The organism is Gottfriedia acidiceleris, from assembly GCF_004138285.1.
Lineage (GTDB): Bacteria > Bacillota > Bacilli > Bacillales > Bacillaceae_G > Gottfriedia > Gottfriedia acidiceleris_A.
Genome location: NZ_SCFN01000026.1, coordinates 1 through 16,640 on the forward strand (window position 1 = coordinate 1; position 16,640 = coordinate 16,640).

At 34.9% G+C, this 16,640-nt stretch carries 14 protein-coding genes and 9 tRNA genes; 3 read left to right on the forward strand and 20 right to left on the reverse strand.

Annotation, left to right across the window (positions count from 1 at the left end; all coding sequences use genetic code 11):
- The first annotated feature begins 618 nt into the window (after positions 1-618).
- Positions 619-2,061, forward strand: coding sequence for a cardiolipin synthase (cls, locus tag EP747_RS21600; protein WP_129692091.1), 1,443 nt, complete (start codon positions 619-621; stop codon positions 2,059-2,061).
- Between the two features lie 132 nt (positions 2,062-2,193).
- Entirely contained in the window at positions 2,194-3,012 is an 819-nt protein-coding gene (locus tag EP747_RS21605; RefSeq protein WP_129692092.1) for a M15 family metallopeptidase, read from the forward strand.
- Between the two features lie 80 nt (positions 3,013-3,092).
- On the opposite strand, the gene EP747_RS21610 is transcribed toward EP747_RS21605, so the two are convergent.
- From EP747_RS21610 to EP747_RS21680, 15 genes are all read right to left on the reverse strand, one after another.
- The gene (locus tag EP747_RS21610) at positions 3,093-3,821 is read right to left on the reverse strand and encodes a GntR family transcriptional regulator (RefSeq protein WP_129692093.1); all 729 of its coding nucleotides are present in this window, start codon (positions 3,819-3,821) and stop codon (positions 3,093-3,095) included.
- Between the two features lie 60 nt (positions 3,822-3,881).
- A complete protein-coding gene (frlD, locus tag EP747_RS21615) occupies positions 3,882-4,664 on the reverse strand; it encodes a fructoselysine 6-kinase (protein WP_129692094.1) in 783 nt (260 codons plus the stop codon).
- Positions 4,665-4,726: 62 nt separating this feature from the next.
- Positions 4,727-5,740: an SIS domain-containing protein gene (locus EP747_RS21620; RefSeq protein ID WP_129692095.1), complete on the reverse strand. Its 1,014-nt coding sequence runs from the start codon at positions 5,738-5,740 to the stop codon at positions 4,727-4,729.
- 104 nt (positions 5,741-5,844) lie between these two features.
- The gene (locus EP747_RS21625; protein WP_129692096.1) at positions 5,845-7,215 is read right to left on the reverse strand and encodes an amino acid permease; all 1,371 of its coding nucleotides are present in this window, start codon (positions 7,213-7,215) and stop codon (positions 5,845-5,847) included.
- Between the two features lie 24 nt (positions 7,216-7,239).
- On the reverse strand, positions 7,240-8,061 hold the full coding sequence (locus EP747_RS21630) for a TIM barrel protein (protein ID WP_129692097.1): 822 nt from the start codon (positions 8,059-8,061) through the stop codon (positions 7,240-7,242).
- Positions 8,062-8,338: 277 nt separating this feature from the next.
- Positions 8,339-8,421, reverse strand: a tRNA-Leu gene (locus EP747_RS21635).
- Positions 8,422-8,434: 13 nt separating this feature from the next.
- Positions 8,435-8,507 (reverse strand) — tRNA-Lys (locus EP747_RS21640).
- A 271-nt stretch (positions 8,508-8,778) separates the two neighbouring features.
- Positions 8,779-8,853: transfer RNA gene (locus EP747_RS21645), tRNA-Gln, on the reverse strand.
- Between the two features lie 408 nt (positions 8,854-9,261).
- Positions 9,262-9,336: transfer RNA gene (locus EP747_RS21650), tRNA-Gln, on the reverse strand.
- Positions 9,337-9,677: 341 nt separating this feature from the next.
- A tRNA-Asp gene (locus tag EP747_RS21655) sits at positions 9,678-9,753 on the reverse strand.
- Between the two features lie 12 nt (positions 9,754-9,765).
- Positions 9,766-9,841: transfer RNA gene (locus EP747_RS21660), tRNA-Val, on the reverse strand.
- Between the two features lie 9 nt (positions 9,842-9,850).
- Positions 9,851-9,925 (reverse strand) — tRNA-Glu (locus EP747_RS21665).
- Between the two features lie 7 nt (positions 9,926-9,932).
- Positions 9,933-10,023, reverse strand: a tRNA-Ser gene (locus EP747_RS21670).
- A 7-nt stretch (positions 10,024-10,030) separates the two neighbouring features.
- A tRNA-Asn gene (locus EP747_RS21675) sits at positions 10,031-10,105 on the reverse strand.
- 83 nt (positions 10,106-10,188) lie between these two features.
- Positions 10,189-10,641 carry a SprT family protein gene (locus EP747_RS21680; protein ID WP_129692098.1) on the reverse strand — a complete coding sequence of 151 codons (453 nt, stop codon included), beginning with the start codon at positions 10,639-10,641 and terminating at the stop codon, positions 10,189-10,191.
- A gap of 303 nt (positions 10,642-10,944) precedes the next feature.
- On the opposite strand from EP747_RS21680, the gene cmpA reads away from it, so the two are divergent.
- On the forward strand, positions 10,945-11,055 hold the full coding sequence (gene cmpA / locus EP747_RS21685) for a cortex morphogenetic protein CmpA (RefSeq protein WP_088014579.1): 111 nt from the start codon (positions 10,945-10,947) through the stop codon (positions 11,053-11,055).
- Here the strand turns inward: cmpA and EP747_RS21690 are convergent.
- The 5 genes from EP747_RS21690 to EP747_RS21710 all read right to left on the reverse strand — a co-directional run bounded on the left by EP747_RS21690 (position 11,045) and on the right by EP747_RS21710 (position 16,495).
- Complete coding sequence (locus EP747_RS21690; protein WP_235832966.1) at positions 11,045-13,243, reverse strand: Tex family protein; 2,199 nt, start codon at positions 13,241-13,243, stop codon at positions 11,045-11,047. The genes cmpA and EP747_RS21690 overlap by 11 nt on opposite strands.
- Positions 13,244-13,359: 116 nt before the next feature.
- On the reverse strand, positions 13,360-13,710 hold the full coding sequence (gene ndoA, locus EP747_RS21695) for a type II toxin-antitoxin system endoribonuclease NdoA (protein WP_056476047.1): 351 nt from the start codon (positions 13,708-13,710) through the stop codon (positions 13,360-13,362).
- A gap of 4 nt (positions 13,711-13,714) precedes the next feature.
- Positions 13,715-13,996 (reverse strand): CopG family ribbon-helix-helix protein, encoded by a 282-nt coding sequence (locus EP747_RS21700; protein ID WP_069033898.1) that lies wholly within the window; start codon positions 13,994-13,996, stop codon positions 13,715-13,717.
- A 144-nt stretch (positions 13,997-14,140) separates the two neighbouring features.
- On the reverse strand, positions 14,141-15,307 hold the full coding sequence (gene alr / locus EP747_RS21705) for an alanine racemase (RefSeq protein ID WP_129692100.1): 1,167 nt from the start codon (positions 15,305-15,307) through the stop codon (positions 14,141-14,143).
- A 168-nt stretch (positions 15,308-15,475) separates the two neighbouring features.
- Complete coding sequence (locus EP747_RS21710) at positions 15,476-16,495, reverse strand: LolA family protein (RefSeq protein WP_129692101.1); 1,020 nt, start codon at positions 16,493-16,495, stop codon at positions 15,476-15,478.
- Positions 16,496-16,640: the final 145 nt, after the last annotated feature.

A 16,640-nucleotide genomic window follows, 5' to 3' on the forward strand; every position in this document is an offset into this window, starting at 1 on the left:
AGTCAAACGCTCTATCCAATTGAGCTACGGGCGCATATTGTAAAGTGTGTCGTCTTCGTTAGCGACTTTTACAGTTTATAACATCCAACTGTTTATGTCAACACTTTTTTAAAAGTTTTTTAAACTTTAAAAGCTTACTACGATAAGCTTTCGTTGACTTCGTTAACTTGTCTGACGTGACTTAAACTATACTAAAGCATCGGACAATCAATGTCAACATTTTTTATAAAAAAAAATCACGAGTAATCCACTTTTTATTAACATATTTGATTTAACTGGACTTATAGAGCCTTTTTAAGTTATAAATATAGCTTTAATCAGTACATATTTAACATTTCTGACATAGTACTACACAACAATAAATGAATTACTATAGTACTATTTAAAGACAAGCTCTGATAAAAGTAAATCATCCCCCTTTCCTAATATAACCAAGAAGTTCTTAGTTTCCTTACTTTGATATTTTATAGTGAAAGAATTGGTATAAATAATATGTTTTAGAGTAACTATGAAGTGTTTTCGAATACTTTGTTCTATTAAATAAAAAATATTATTAATGAGCATTAAAAAAGATATTAAACTAATATAAGGTAATCTAACTAATAGGAAGTGTGAAAAATGGATATTAATTTTCTTACAATCCTCCTTATCATTAATATACTTCTAGCAGGAGTACTAGTATTTATCGAAAAAAGAGATGTTGTCGCCACATGGGCGTGGCTAATGATCTTACTTTTTATACCTATAGTGGGATTTTTACTATATTTATTTTTAGGTAGGCAGCTAAAACAAAAAAATTTCTACCATCTATCTACTAAAGAAAGAACCTATCTTCAATTAGCGGTTACAGACCAAGCTAATAAAATTCATAATGATCAAAGTTTTCATCAAGATGAGCTACTATCAAAGCATTCACATTTAATTATGATGAATTTAAAATCAGCTAACGCTTTATTAACGACAGATAATGAAATCCAAACGTTTCGAGATGGACACGAAAAGTTTAATTCTCTATTCAAAGACATACAACTTGCCCAAAAAGAGATTAATATTCAGTACTATATCATCCAGCGAGATTCGTTAGGAAAAAAACTTAGAGATGAACTTTCAAAAAAAGCAGAAGAAGGTGTAAAGGTACGAGTCCTTTACGATGACATTGGTTCCAAAAGAATTACCCCTTCTTTTTTCAAAGAACTTGTTAAGCATGGTGGAGAGGTAAAAGCTTTCTTCCCTTCATTCTTAAGACTCATCAATTTTCGATTAAATAATAGGAATCACAGAAAACTGTGTATTATCGATGGAAGAATTGCTTATATAGGAGGGTTCAATATTGGAAATGAATATCTTGGTATTGATCAGAAATTTGGTTATTGGAGAGACACTCATTTTCGTATAAAGGGAGAATCAGTAAACCAAATTCAAGGTAGATTTATTTTAGACTGGCAACAGGCTACTAATCAACCTGTACATAATATAGAAGAATTCTCATTTAATAATGAAAAAAATATCGGAAGTACCCCTATCCAAATAGTTGCAAGTGGACCAAATTCAGAAACAGAGCACTTAAAAAACATGTACGTTAAGTTAATTATGTCTGCCAAAAAAAGTGTTTATATTCAAACACCGTATTTTATTCCAGATGCAAGCATTATGGATGCGTGCAAAATCGCAATTTTATCCGGTATCGATTTAAGAATAATGATTCCAAGTAAACCTGATCACCCATTCGTGTATTGGGCATCTCTATCGTACGCTGGAGAACTTTTATCGTATGGCGCAAAGATATTACTTTACGAGAATGGTTTTTTACATGCTAAAACAATCGTTGTTGATCATGAAGTAGCTTCTGTAGGAACTACGAATATTGATACACGTAGTTTTAAATTAAATTTTGAAATAAACGCGATTACCTATTCAGAAGAAAAAGCTTCTGAGCTACAAAATCTTTTTTTACTTGATAGTAATCATAGTAGTGAGCTTACAATTGAAAAATATCAAAAGCGATCAGTCATAATCAAGCTAAAAGAAGCTATCTCACGCCTCTTATCTCCAATATTATAATTAAAAAACATTACTTAACAGTAATGTTTTTTTATTTTATCTTTATAGTTTCAAAATGAAAGGTGATATCAGCTTTTCTGTAGAATAATGGTTATAGTTAACAGATTATTTAAAAATTAAAGAAGGTGAAATATGAATATTATTAAGAAGATATTTTTAGTTTTTTTAACTCTTTCATTTCTATCGATAAGTTTCTTTACAAATCCAACTTCTACCTATGCAGCAAATAAAGTTTATACTGTAACTGCTAGTAAACTAAATGTCCGTAGTGGGCCAAGTACATCATATAAGTTGGTTGGTGCTGTTAAAAAAGGCCAACTTTTAACGGTTATTAATAAACAATCCAATGGATGGTATAAAATTAAATTTAAAAAAACAACAGGATTTATAAATGGGAAATATGTGACGGCGGAGTTCACTAACGTTAAATCATTAGATAAAAGTATTATTGTTGACTTGAAATATAACACAACCAATAACTTTACTGGCAAACGTATTTATAATTTTAGTCAAGCAATACTTAGGACAAGCACAGCAAAAAAATTAGCAAAAGCAAACGCAATACTGAAAGAACAAGGATATACAATTAAAGTATGGGATGCTTATCGTCCTTTATCTGCACAACAAACACTTTGGAATGCATATCCTAATTCGAATTATGTAGCTAAACCTGATCCTAAAAATATCCGTGGACACCAACTTGGCGCAACGGTGGATATTACACTATGTACTATAGATGGAAAAGAAGTACAAATACAATCTAAATTCGATGATTTTTCTTCACGAGCATCTCGAAGCTATAAACGAAGCAGTGTACAAGAAAAGTATTATCAAATTATAGATAAGGCAATGAGACAAGTAGGTTTTGTAGGCTATTCTAAAGAATGGTGGCATTACTCTGATAATAATCAAAACTTTAAAGCTGTCCAGGTAAATCCTGCAAATTATTAATGCTAAAACTCACTTTTGAATAAAAACAAAAGTGAGTTTTTTTATAAATATATGTATTCCATTTAAAATAGTAATTATCTCTATTTTGTGCGATGGACGGTTAAGGTTACTTTACTCGTTTCACACATAAACGTTGAAAGGTGGACAGGTTCCTCATTTGAATCATAGGCGATTTTTAAGATTTTAAAGAGATTGGCTCCTATATCGCATTCAAGGTAACTGGCATATACTTTTGTCGCACCGATTACGTCGATGGTTTTATCGTTGCTTAGAATTTCTGTATTATAGTCCTTTGAGAGAACTTTATATGTGGATTCGTCTGTTGCTATTTTCTTTTCCAAATCAGGAAAACGAATTAGTGAGTAATGTGCAATATCATAAAAAAGTGGACGGTCGTTCACATACATAAGTCGCTCAAGTTCTAGTACGCGACTTCCTTCCTCAACTTTGAGATGTTCTGCAACATCCTTTGGTGCCGGGATGACTTCACTTCTAAGGATTCGGGAATTTGGAATCATCCCTAGTTGGTGGCTAAACTCTGAGAATCCGCTTACAGATAACAGTTCATTATTAAACTTATTCGAAGCTACAAACGTCCCTCTGCGTGGTATGCGTGTCAATGTACCATCCTTCACTAATTCCTCAATGGCCTTTCGAATAGTGATTCGACTGACATTATACGTTTCACAAAGCTCAGCTTCTGTGGGAATCTGTTGATCCGGTTTATATTTCCCTTGTTGGATATCATTCTGTAGCATTTGCCTTATCTGCATATAGAGAGGCTGTGGGGTTGAAGAATTTAGGTTCATAATTTTCATCCTATCCGTCAATGTTTTTCAACATTATTATACACTGCCGACTAGTTATCGTCACCATGCACCGAAATAGCCAATTGTTTTTGCAGCTTTTTTAGTCCCCAATTCCAAACACTGTTGGATCGAAAGGCCCTGTAAAGTACCATAAAGAAAACCAGCTATGAAAGAATCTCCTGCTCCCATCGTATCTACAACGTTATCTTCTAATATTCCAAATTGATAAAAATGTTTGCCATCGAAAGCAAGAGATCCATTTTCTCCAAGCGTAGCAACTGTCATCTTGGAACCTTGTGTTTTTACATCTTTTAAAAATCCCCTGATAAATTCATCATCTTTTTTATAAGAAAAAAAGGAATAGTCCACAAAACTAGGCAGTGTCCTTACTAAATCGTGCTCTAACTGGTCTGAAAAATCAAATGCAGTAAGCAACCCTTTTTGTTTAAAAAGTGGATAATACCCCTCGACATGTCCCCATATACCAGCATGGACAAGTTGATGGGTTTGAATAAACTCCTGTTCCTTATCAGTTAAAGTGAACTGAGCCATTACTCCTTCATCATAATCTCCAAAATGGCGGTCATTATTAACCAATTCAACATGGGTAACAGCTGTTTTTCCTATCTTTTTAGAAATAAACGACGTATCGACACCTTTACTCTTAATCGACTTAATCATTTGTTCACCGAAAAAATCACTTCCAACCCAGCCGATATACGAAGAGTCTGCCCCTAACTCCTTTAAGTAAACAGCAACATTTACCGGATTTCCTCCGGGATACACTTTTTCGTTTGCAAGATAGACATCCATACAGTTATCGCCGACTGTAACAATTCTCATCTAATCCCAACCTTCTTTTTAATCTAAGAAACGAGCACTACTATGTAGTGCCCATAAATTTTTTAATATTCTACTTTGCGGTAGTATCTTCTTAGGTCTAATGAGTGGTTTCTTTCCCTTTCAAGGTATACACTGATTCGACTTAAAACTGCCCAGTTAATACTGATAGAAAAGTGTTTTCTAAATTCCTCACTAATGCCTAGCAATTCAAAGTCCTTTGTATCAATTACGGTTAATTGATCCGTAATTTTTTCAACAAACCTTTCAACACGATCCATCAATGGTCTTGTTTCATCTTCACCTTTAAGTAAAATAACACTAGTATCCTCAACTACCAGTTCAAGCGTACCATGGAAAAACTCCGCTGCATGGATGGATTTTGCATGAATCCATTGCATCTCCTCCAAAATACACATTGCGTATGAATAAGTGTTTCCCCATAAGTTACCTGAGCCCACCATCATATGGTAATCTGTATCCTTATGTTTAATAGCAAATTCCTCAGCCTTTTTATCAAAGTCTTTTACGGCAGCTAAAATCGCTTGTGGCAACAAGGAAACTTCTTTTGTGAACTTTTCATATTGCGGAAATTCATTGTTATTATACATGAAGCGAAATACTACCATGTACAACAGCATAAAGAACGTATCAAATGAATGTTTTTCTGAACCTGTTGTGATACAGTAATCCACTACCTGCGTTAATGGAGTATTCGCCTCTGCTACTAATGCAATTGTAGTAGCACCCCTTTCTTTACAAAACTCTGCAGCCGCTACAGTTTCTTGTGTTGTCCCTGAAACAGAAGTAAAAATACACACAGAATCCCTTGAAAATTGCTTATTGTTCATGACCATAAACTCGGCAGCGATTTCAGCATGTACATTGATCGTTGAATTTGATTCTAAAATATATTTATAAGGATACATCATTGCAATAGTTCCGCCAGCACCAATCAGGAAAAGATTGCTGTAACCTTTTTGACAGATTGAATCGACGATATCCTCAATTTTACTTCTAAATGCAAGTCCTTCTTTTTCCACAAGTTTTAAAAATAACGCTTCATCAAATTTTAACATGGTTAGATCCCCCTAAAATATATTTGTTATGTCTTGTATTATAATTAAATATAACAAATAAAGCAATCGCATTTTCAAAAAATCAGGAAGCTAGTATAAGTAAACTAGCTTCCTGAAATAATTGAATTCTTCTTTGTTACTAGATTACCGTCTTTATTCTTATTAGGCCCGTACCTTTTTTCCCAGTAAAAGTAAACAGGTAGTCCGGTAGCGATGACAATAAATGCGGCTACCATCCCTTGCCATGGAGCCCAAGTAAACGTACCCCAAGCAAGCCACGAAGCCCCAATAATTGCTAAAATCGTTGTTAGCCTCCACATTGGCATCCTGTAAATCGGGTTATAGTCATCCCGCTTACGGCATTTATAAACCGCTACAAAATCCAAAATATTAATTACTAATTGAATTAATGTAAAATAACCTAGTAAAGTGGTTAAATTGGTTGCAAAAACTAGAATACATGCATAGGTAACTTGAACAATAATTGAAAAACTTGGTGTTTCATACTTTGGATGGACACGACCAAAACGTTGGAAAAACAGCCCGTCCTTCGCCATCGCATATTCTAACCTAGGCTGAAACATGATACAGGAACTTAGTGATCCTAAAATAACTATAATTGCAGTAATCGCAACAAACGATGAAGCAATATGAGATAGTCCTGGTATATACTTAACCGCATCTGAAACAGCTGCACTAGAATTCATCAATTTATTAAAAGGCATCAATCCAATTACGCAGACTGCTAGCAAAGTATATAAGATTAATACAATAAAGACAGAGCTAATCAGTGCACGAGGTAGCGTTTTTCCCGGATTTTTAAATTCACCTGCCATAAAACAAATGGCTGCCATACCTGTATAAGCCCAGGTTGTGGCAGAGACACCCCCAATTAAACTTGTTTTTACCGCTTCTCCATGAGGCGTATAGGAGAAGTTCCCCGCGTGCATATACATTAAACCTAGAACAATAACAATAATGAACGGAATGATTTTCACAGCAGTAATAATCACTTGAAAAAGCCCGCCCTCTTTTACACTTCGATAATGAATTGAAGTTATTATTAAAATAATCGCAACCCCTAACAACTTACCAGCAACTCCAGAGAAGAACGGGAAAAAGCTTGCCAAGTATGAAACCACTGCTAGAGCCATAATAGAAATAGATGGTGGGTCAAGCGCCCAAAATGTTGCCCATCCATATAAAAAGGCTAATGGTCTCCAGCCTGCTTTATTCAAATATACGTAACCGCTTCCATTTTCGGGATAAGCAGTTGATAATTCTGCAAGAACCATTACTTGCGGAATAGCAATAATACCGCCAATAAGCCAAGCTAAAATAGAAATAGAAGGGGTTCCCGCTGCTTTTGCTACATCACCAGACGAGACAAATATACCTGATCCTACGGTCGTACCAACAGCAATTGCTAATGCCGACCAAAATCCGAGCTTTCGTGTAAGCGTAGTATTACTCATAAAGGGCTCCTCCAAATTTTTAGATTATACAATTCCTAATTCATTTAGTTTCACTAAGGATTTTTTAACAGCATCTAGTGGATTTTGATAGTAAGTTGACCCCATAATTTCAAGGGTGCATGCCCCATCGTATTGGTGCTTTTGAACGCTTTTTACATATTCTCTCCATTGTAAATTACCATCATCTAATGCAAGATGAGAATCTGACTTGCTATCACCATCTATTAAATGGAAATGACATAACTCAGGAAGCAATAAAAAATAATCATCTGGTGTTTCACCCGCCAGGTTCATTGCAACGGTATCAATCATCCCTTTTAAATTAGGGGATTTTATTTCTTCAATCATTCTCTTTAATCCCCGCGTATTAATAATTAAATTAGATTCGAATCTTGTTAATGGTTCAAGTGCAAGCGTGATACCCTCGTGCTCCGCCACCTTTGTAATTTGATATATTGATTCACTTGCATATTTCCACGATTCTTCTTTTGTTAAGGAGAAATCACCTATTCCTGAAGTAATTAGCATCTTTTCCGTCTCCAATTCCACAGCAGAGTGAATATTTTCAATAAAATAATCAATACTCGTTTTTCGCCAATTCGAATCTGAAGCAGCAAGGTTGTAAGGATAAATGCATTGTTCTGGAGTATAGCAGACTATTTCCATACTTCTAGCTTTAATTTCTTTCTTTATCTTTCTCAAATTGCAAAGCAAGTTTCTATAAACATAGAGGTGTGGTTCACCAGCCCATAATTCAATGCTACTGATGCCTAATTGGTCCATACAATCCAAAAAATATTGGATAGGATAATGCTTGAATGTAATATTCATCCCTGCTATTTTCATTGATTACCTCCTTTCTCTTAAAGTTATTTTATTTGTTATGCTTTGTATTATAATCAAGAATAACATAAAACACAATAAATTTTAAAAATTTTTAATATTCATTTTCAAATTCTACAAATCCCAGATTCCTAATCAAACAATGCTATTGGGAAACGGTTTTCCTATACTTCTAGAGTTAAGTACCTTGACCAACTAGTCTATAAACGTCATAAAATTTTTAAACACAAAAAGGCCTCTACATTACGTAGAAGCCTTATTACTTTTATATATAATTTGATGCGGCCGAGAGGACTTGAACCTCCACGGAGAAACCTCCACTAGGCCCTCAACCTAGCGCGTCTGCCATTCCGCCACGACCGCGAATAAACAAAAGTGAGCCATGAAGGATTCGAACCTTCGACCCTCTGATTAAAAGTCAGATGCTCTACCTACTGAGCTAATGGCTCATAATAATACGATTTATAAAATATAGCCCATTCTATTAGACGTCCTTGTCTCAGATAGAAATTCAAGTAGCAGTTCAACAAGTACGCTGAAGTAATCGCTTCGTAGCATATTCGTTCGTGCTCTACCTACTGAGCTAATGGCTCGTAATATAAAGATATTACAAGTATAACTAAATACCATATATTTTTAAACCAACTTACTGTTTACACGATCGCGCCTAAGATAAAAGCAAATCCCCTTACCTTAAACATATTTATAAAAAAACTAAAATGGCTGGGCTACCTGGATTCGAACCAGGGCATGACGGAATCAAAATCCGTTGCCTTACCGCTTGGCTATAGCCCATTGATATAACATCATGAATCAACTTCTCCGAGTAACCTTCATGAACCTGCACCGCAGGATTTTTTTTATGTTGTATTGCCCTACCTCTTGAATTAACTCCTCAAGATAAAAAACAATCCGACATTTCGAAACTCATCTTTATCAAGAATACGAAATAACTTCATGAACCTGCACCGCAGGATTTTTTTTATGTTGTATTGCCCTACCTCTCGAATCAGCTCCTCAAGATAAAAACAATCCGACATTTCAATATACTTCTTATTGTAGAATACGAATTAACTACATGAACCTGCACCGCAGAATTTTTTTTATGTTGTATTGCCCTACCTCTCGAATTAACTCCGCAAGATAAAAAACAATCCGACACTCTAAAAAAATACAAATATACTCTACCTTACAAAAAACAAATGGCTGGGCTACCTGGATTCGAACCAGGGCATGACGGAATCAAAATCCGTTGCCTTACCGCTTGGCTATAGCCCATTGATTTAGCATCATGAACTAACTCCTTCGAATTAACTACATGAACCTGCAACGCAGGATTTTTTTTTATGTTGTATTGCTTTTACCTCTCGAATTAACTCCGCAAGATAAAAAACAATCCGACAATTTCGGAATTCATCTTTACCTAAAGTACAAGTAACCTTCATGAACATACACCGCAGGATTTTTTTTATGTTGTATTGCCCTACCTCTCGAATTAACTCCGCAAGATAAAAACAATCCGACATTTCAAAATATTTTTTATAAATCTAACTCCATATAACCACTCTTGCTATTTTTCTCCAAATAAAGAAAAAAATACTACAATTTGTAGTAAATAATGGCGGTCCCGACCGGGATCGAACCGGCGATCTCCTGCGTGACAGGCAGGCATGTTAACCGCTACACCACGGGACCATATGAAGTTAATGGTGGAGGATGACGGGCTCGAACCGCCGACCCCCTGCTTGTAAGGCAGGTGCTCTCCCAGCTGAGCTAATCCTCCAGGATAAAATGGTGACCCGTACGGGACTCGAACCCGTGTTACCGCCGTGAAAGGGCGGTGTCTTAACCGCTTGACCAACGGGCCGTATATATGGCAGAGAAGAAGGGATTCGAACCCTCGCACCGCGTAAACGATCTACACCCTTAGCAGGGGCGCCCCTTGAGCCACTTGGGTACTTCTCTAAAATAATGGCTCCGCAGGTAGGGTTCGAACCTACGACCACTCGGTTAACAGCCGAGTGCTCTACCACTGAGCTACTGCGGAAAAATACTAATCTTTTCATCAAGTGCTAAAACGTGATGACAAGTATTAATATAAACTAAATGCATATTAGATGTCAACACTATTTATAATAGTTTTAATGGACTTTTGCATAAACCACATACATAGCGGCTTAGGTCCACTTTTCTTTTTCTTAAGAAGGCTTGCCCACACCCTGAACATCTATATTTATACTTATAAGAATGCGTTCTTTTTTTTATTGAATTTAGTGGTTTACAATACCTAGGAGCACCTACCTTTTTTAACAGTTCTTTAAAATCTTTATCTTCGTGCTTATATCCTTTCTTCATAATATGAAGATGATAATGACACAACTCGTGTAATATGATCCCCTTTAACTCTTCGATTCCGTGTTCTTCAAAATAAAACTTATTTAGTTCGATATTACTTGTTTTTAATAAATACCTACCACCGGTTGTCCTCAATCTAGTATTGAAAGAAGCTTGGTGAAGAAATGGTCGATTGAAATATGTGAGTGATAGTTCTTCAACTAGTTTTTGTATCTCCTCATTATCCATTTATGAATCGCCATCCTTTTTTTCTTATTAATTATAACTGAACAACTCACAAATTCTTGGGTATGCGCATACATTAAACTTACAAATGAGAATTTCAAAAGATCTTATTAGTACGATTTATGCTAAATGGGCTGCTCTTAGTAAATCTCTCTACATCGGCGTAATTTTTACTATCAAAATGAACAATACAGTTATCCTTTTTATACAATGTATCGGAAGGTTACCCCTCACTCATTTATTTCATCGCCCATCCTCAAAAAAAGATGGGCGAAGATTTTTAAGTTGGAGGTTTTCATCATGGTAATGCCTAGTTGGCTTAAATCTCAAATTCAAAAAGCATTTTATGAAAAAAACCGTTATCAAATTAAATTATTGAATCAATGTTGGTTTTATTATCAAAAAATTAAGCTTTAACGATTTCTTTCGATTCAATTGGTAGCATAGATAAACCTACTCTTTGTTTCTTTTGGTCTACTTCAGCAATCCATACCTTTATTACTTGTCCAACTGATACTACATCAAGCGGATGCTTAATAAATTTGCTACTTATTCTAGAAATATGAACAAGACCATCGTTCTTTAGTCCAATGTCAACAAACGCACCAAAATCGACTACATTTCTTACTGTTCCTTCAAGTTCCATCCCTATTTTTAGGTCTTCAATTTGAAGAACATCTTGGCGAAGGATTGGTGCTGCTAATTCATCTCGTAGATCTCTTTCAGGTTGCATTAGTGATGCTAAAATATCTTTTAGCGTAATTTCACCAATATCTAGTTGCTCTGATACTTCTTTTAAATTAATAGTCTTTAACTTTTCTTTCAATTCATTCGAACCAATTTGACTCGTTGAGAAATTTAATTGCTTTAATAATTTTTTTACTTGTACGTAGCTCTCTGGGTGAATACTTGTACGGTCTAAAGGCTCATCTCCTTCAAGAACACGTAAAAATCCAATACATTGCTCATATGTTTTAGCGCCTAATCTCGGTATTGTTTTAAGCTCTTTTCGGTTTGTAATTTTCCCTTTTTCGTCACGGTAATTAACAATATTTTTCGCTACTGTTTTGGATAAGCCCGATACGTATTGAAGTAGTGAAACTGATGCTGTATTTACATTTACACCAACTTGGTTAACAGAAGTTTCAACAACAAATGATAATGATTCATTTAAGCTCTTTTGAGATACATCGTGTTGATATAATCCTACCCCAACAGACTTCGGATCAATTTTTACTAGTTCTGCTAACGGATCTTGTAGTCTTCTTGCAATTGATACGGCGCTTCGTTCCTCAACTTGGAAATCGGGGAACTCTTCTCTTGCTAACTCAGATGCTGAATAAACACTTGCGCCAGCTTCATTTACGATTACATAGTAAGTATTATTTTTCATTTCTTTTAAAATTCCAGATATAAATAGCTCTGTTTCTCTTGAAGCTGTACCATTTCCAATTGCGATCATTTCAATTTTATATTTGATAAGAATATCTTTAATTTTTGCAACTGCTTGTTCTCTTTTATTTCTTTGAACCTCTTCCCTTTCTCCTTTGAAAGGATGTGGGTAAATTACATCTATTTTGAGTACTTTCCCCGTCTCATCTACTACTGCTAATTTACAACCTGTACGAAATGCAGGGTCTACTCCTAACACGATTTTCCCTTTTAATGGTGGTTGCAGTAATAATGAACGCAAGTTTTCTGAGAAAATATTAATCGCGTGTGAATCAGCTTTTTCGGATAATTCTTTACGAATCTCTCTTTCAATTGAAGGCTGAATTAATCTTTTATATGCATCTTCAACGACTTCCATTAAGATTGGTCGTACAAAAGTGTCCTTTGTAATAACCCTTTTTTCTAAATATAAAATTATCTCATCAAAAGGAGATTGAATTGCAACTTTTAAAATATCTTCTTTTTCAGCACGATTCATAGCTAGTATTCTATGTGGAACAATTTTTGAAATTGGTTCAGAGTACTCGTAATACATTTCATAAACCTTTTTCTCATCTTTTTCGGAGTCTTTTACCGTACTGTCAATCGTTCCTTTTTTGAAAGTAACTTCACGAATCCACTTTCGATAAGTTGCATCGTCTGCAATCCATTCCGCAATAATATCTTTTCCACCTTGAATAACTTCATCAACTGTATTAACTTCCAGTTCAACATTTATGTATTTTAACGCTTCATCTGCAAGTGAACCTTCATTTGGCATTGAAAATAACCATTCTGCAAAAGGTTCTAACCCTTTATCTTTTGCAACTGTAGCGCGAGTTCTTCTTTTTTCTTTATATGGTCGGTATAAATCTTCAACTTCTTGTAGCTTTGTAGCTAATGTAATACTTTTACGTAAGTCATCAGTCAGTTTCCCTTTTTCCTCAATTAAACGGATTACTTCATCTTTTCTCGTTTGAAGATTTACCGCATACTCATATTTTTCTAAAATGGAATGAATTTGCACCTCATCAAGAGAACCCGTTTTTTCTTTTCGATACCTGGCAATAAAGGGAATCGTATTTCCTTCTTCCTTTAGTTCAATTACGGTAGCTACTTGTTTAGATGTAATCGATAAATCAGATGCAATTTTATTAATCAATTGTTGTGACAAAAATAACGCCTCCAATTTTTGGGAATTTTAAAGGACCTAAAATAACCCTTTCAAAACGAAAGGGTTACAAAACATTTATTATAATCTATGTAGGTAAAGCTGCTATAAAAGCAACTTTAAAAATCAACAAGTCCTAAACTGATTTGCAACGCTTCGTCAACCTGATCCATCATCTCATCATCAAGATGTGTTATCTTATCGGTTAATCGTTGTTTGTCAATCGTTCGAATTTGTTCTAGTAGTATAACCGAATCACGTTCAAATCCATATTTTTTAGCATCGATTTCAACATGTGTTGGAAGCTTTGCTTTTTGGATTTGTGCTGTAATCGCAGCGACTATAACGGTAGGACTAAAACGATTACCGATATCATTTTGTATTATGAGAACCGGACGAACTCCACCTTGTTCTGAGCCAACTACAGGGGAAAGGTCTGCAAAATATACGTCGCCACGTTTTACTATCAAGTGATTACCCCCCGCTAACTAAGCGCTCCACTTTAGAATCCGCTTCAGACTCAGCATAGAATGACTCAGAAGATATTAATAAGTTGATTTTAGCCATTTCCATGTATCCACGTCGCATTTGTTCGCGACTTTGGCGTCTTTTACGATCTTTTAAAAACATCTTAGTCGCTTGATAAATATACTCATTTCGATTACCGTTTTCTTGCTTTACTAATCCATCTAGTTCGCTTACTACGTGTTTTGGTAAACGTACTGTTATTTCAGTTGTCGCATTTAGTTCGGACAAGTTTCAGCACCTCCAGAATCAACTATTACCCATATATCTCCCTATACTACATCATATCATTATTTTCAGTGATTGGAAAGACACATATCTTCGTTTATCTTAACCAAATAACAGTGTTTCATACTTTAATACATCAAATTACAATTAATCTGATACTAGATAATTACTTATGGACTTAATATTTCCATTCTTTTTATATACCCTTGGTACCCTATGATTAATAAGGCAAGTTACTTCATAATTGATTGTATTCATATGCGTAGCGACTTCCTCAGCCGTTACCGCTCCATCCTTACTTTCTCCTATTAAAGTCACTTTTGTACCAACAGGATAATGTTTAGAAAGCTTGATCATACACTGATCCATACAAACTCTACCAACGATTTCTGCCTTTTCACCTTCAACCAACACAGAAAATCCTTGCATATCTCTAAGCCAGCCATCTGCATACCCGACTGGTAACGTAGCAATCCACTCTGAATCAGAAGTAAAATACGTTGCACCATAACTTACACCACTATTAGCTGGTAATTGCTTAATATGTGAGATTTTCGTATAAAGAGATAGCGCTGGTTTTAATGTAAATGGTAGCATTGGTTTTATTTCTAAAGATGGAGTTAAACCATACATGATAATACCAACACGTACAGTATTAAATAAGTTAGTTTCTAATGCAGCCGCTGCACTATTTGCACAATGAATTAGCTCTGGAGAGAATCCACTGCTCTTAACCCATTCTATACATTCGTAAAATTTGTCTACTTGCTCATTAAAATAGGATCTATTTAGCTCATCGGCAGTAGCGAAATGTGTAAACAAACCTTCCAGTATAATTGATGGATTTTTTTGTAAGATCGATGCAGCTTGCTCCCATTCAGATTTTGTTTTCAGGCCTAATCTACCCATCCCAGTATCAAATTTAATATGAATCATTGTACCATCTGTGCTTTTTAGATTTTTAGAAATACCTTCTAACCAATCAACATTATATGCCGTTAAAGTTAATTTATTCTTGATTGCAACGTTAATATCCTCAGGTCTAGTTGCTCCTAACACTAAAATCGGCGCCTCTATTCCCGCGTTACGCAGAAAAATCCCTTCATCAATAAAAGCAACTAATAATCTTGTTGCTCCAGACTTTAATGCTTGTTTCGCCACTTCAACGTAACCATGTCCATATGCATTCGCTTTTAAAGCTACATATATTTCTTGATGATTAGGGTAAAGCGATACAATATTTTTGATGTTTTCCTCAATTGCATCTAAATCTACTTCTACCCATGTGTCGCGATAAAATGATGTTTCTGTCATGATATACACTTCCTTATCGATTTACCCATTACTCTTTTTTTATATGTGTAAAATTATTTGCTTATTTTACTATAAATGTCAACCAATATACTACTCAATTATAGTTTATTTAAAATTTAAAAAGGCGTGATAAAGCATCATCACGCCCTTTTAAGTTTGAAAAAAATATTATTTTGTGCCTGTATCTCCGACTGATTGGGCAACTTGAATTAACTCACCTTGAGTTAAGTTTTTAGAAACAATTGTAAAATCTGTTCCACCGTATGACCATGTGATCATCTTATCTGATAACGCTCCTACCGTTTTACCTAAATCTACTGGTTCGCCAGTGATTTCCATCGTTGTTCCAGACTCTGAAATTCGTGCTTTTTCCTCAATTAAAGTAAACGATTTTTTATCACCTTTATATGAAAGTATAACCTGAACTCCATTATCTGTTTTTACTTCTTGTTGATCATCTAACACAACACCCTTCATTAAATAATTAGGGTAAAGTGTAACTAATAAATCAGGATCATTATTTGGATTTGTAGATGTAGGTACACTTAAACGAGCGCTTGTCATATTTTTCTTCACATCAAAAGCATCATTATCAAATTTCGCATTGTATTGTACTTTATCGAATTTAACATCCAACACAACATTTTTATCTGTATCTAATAGTTTTACTGATTCAGGTGTCAGACCTTTTTTATTAAAAGTAATTTCTTGTGTTGGGAGCAATTGTCTATTTGTGTAATTTGTTTTTGTTTCAAACACATATCCTTGCTTAGTTGTTTTAAACGTTGCATTCTTATCTTGTACTAAGTCATTAACCAATGATTCCGGTAAATATGGCTGACTGCTGTTTGATGGCCAATCACTTTGGAAGCGATAGCTTTTATTCAATGCTGGCGTTAAAACAAACACACCCTCTTTGTTTCTTAAAATAATTTGGTTTTGATCACTCTTAGCATTTTTTAATTGTACGCGGTAGTAAGAAGGCTTTTTATGCCAAATGACTACTTCATACTTTTGAGGATCATTACCGTTATTAATTGTTAATGTTGCATCGGCCTTATAGCCATTCATTTTTTCCATCTGATTGCTAAGAGAACCTACAACATCATCTTTCGATTTCTTGCCACATGCAGCCAATGATAATACTAACATGATTGTCAAAAGCATCGCTACAAGCTTTTTCTTCATCTCCCCAGCTCCTTTATTCCTCTTAAATTGTAAAAAAGAGAATTTTATGCAAAGGCTTATGAATAAATGTGCGCGAGTAGCTTAGAAGTAAAATCTAGATTTATTCATGCACGTTGCAACCTTGCTTCTCATATCCTCATAGAAC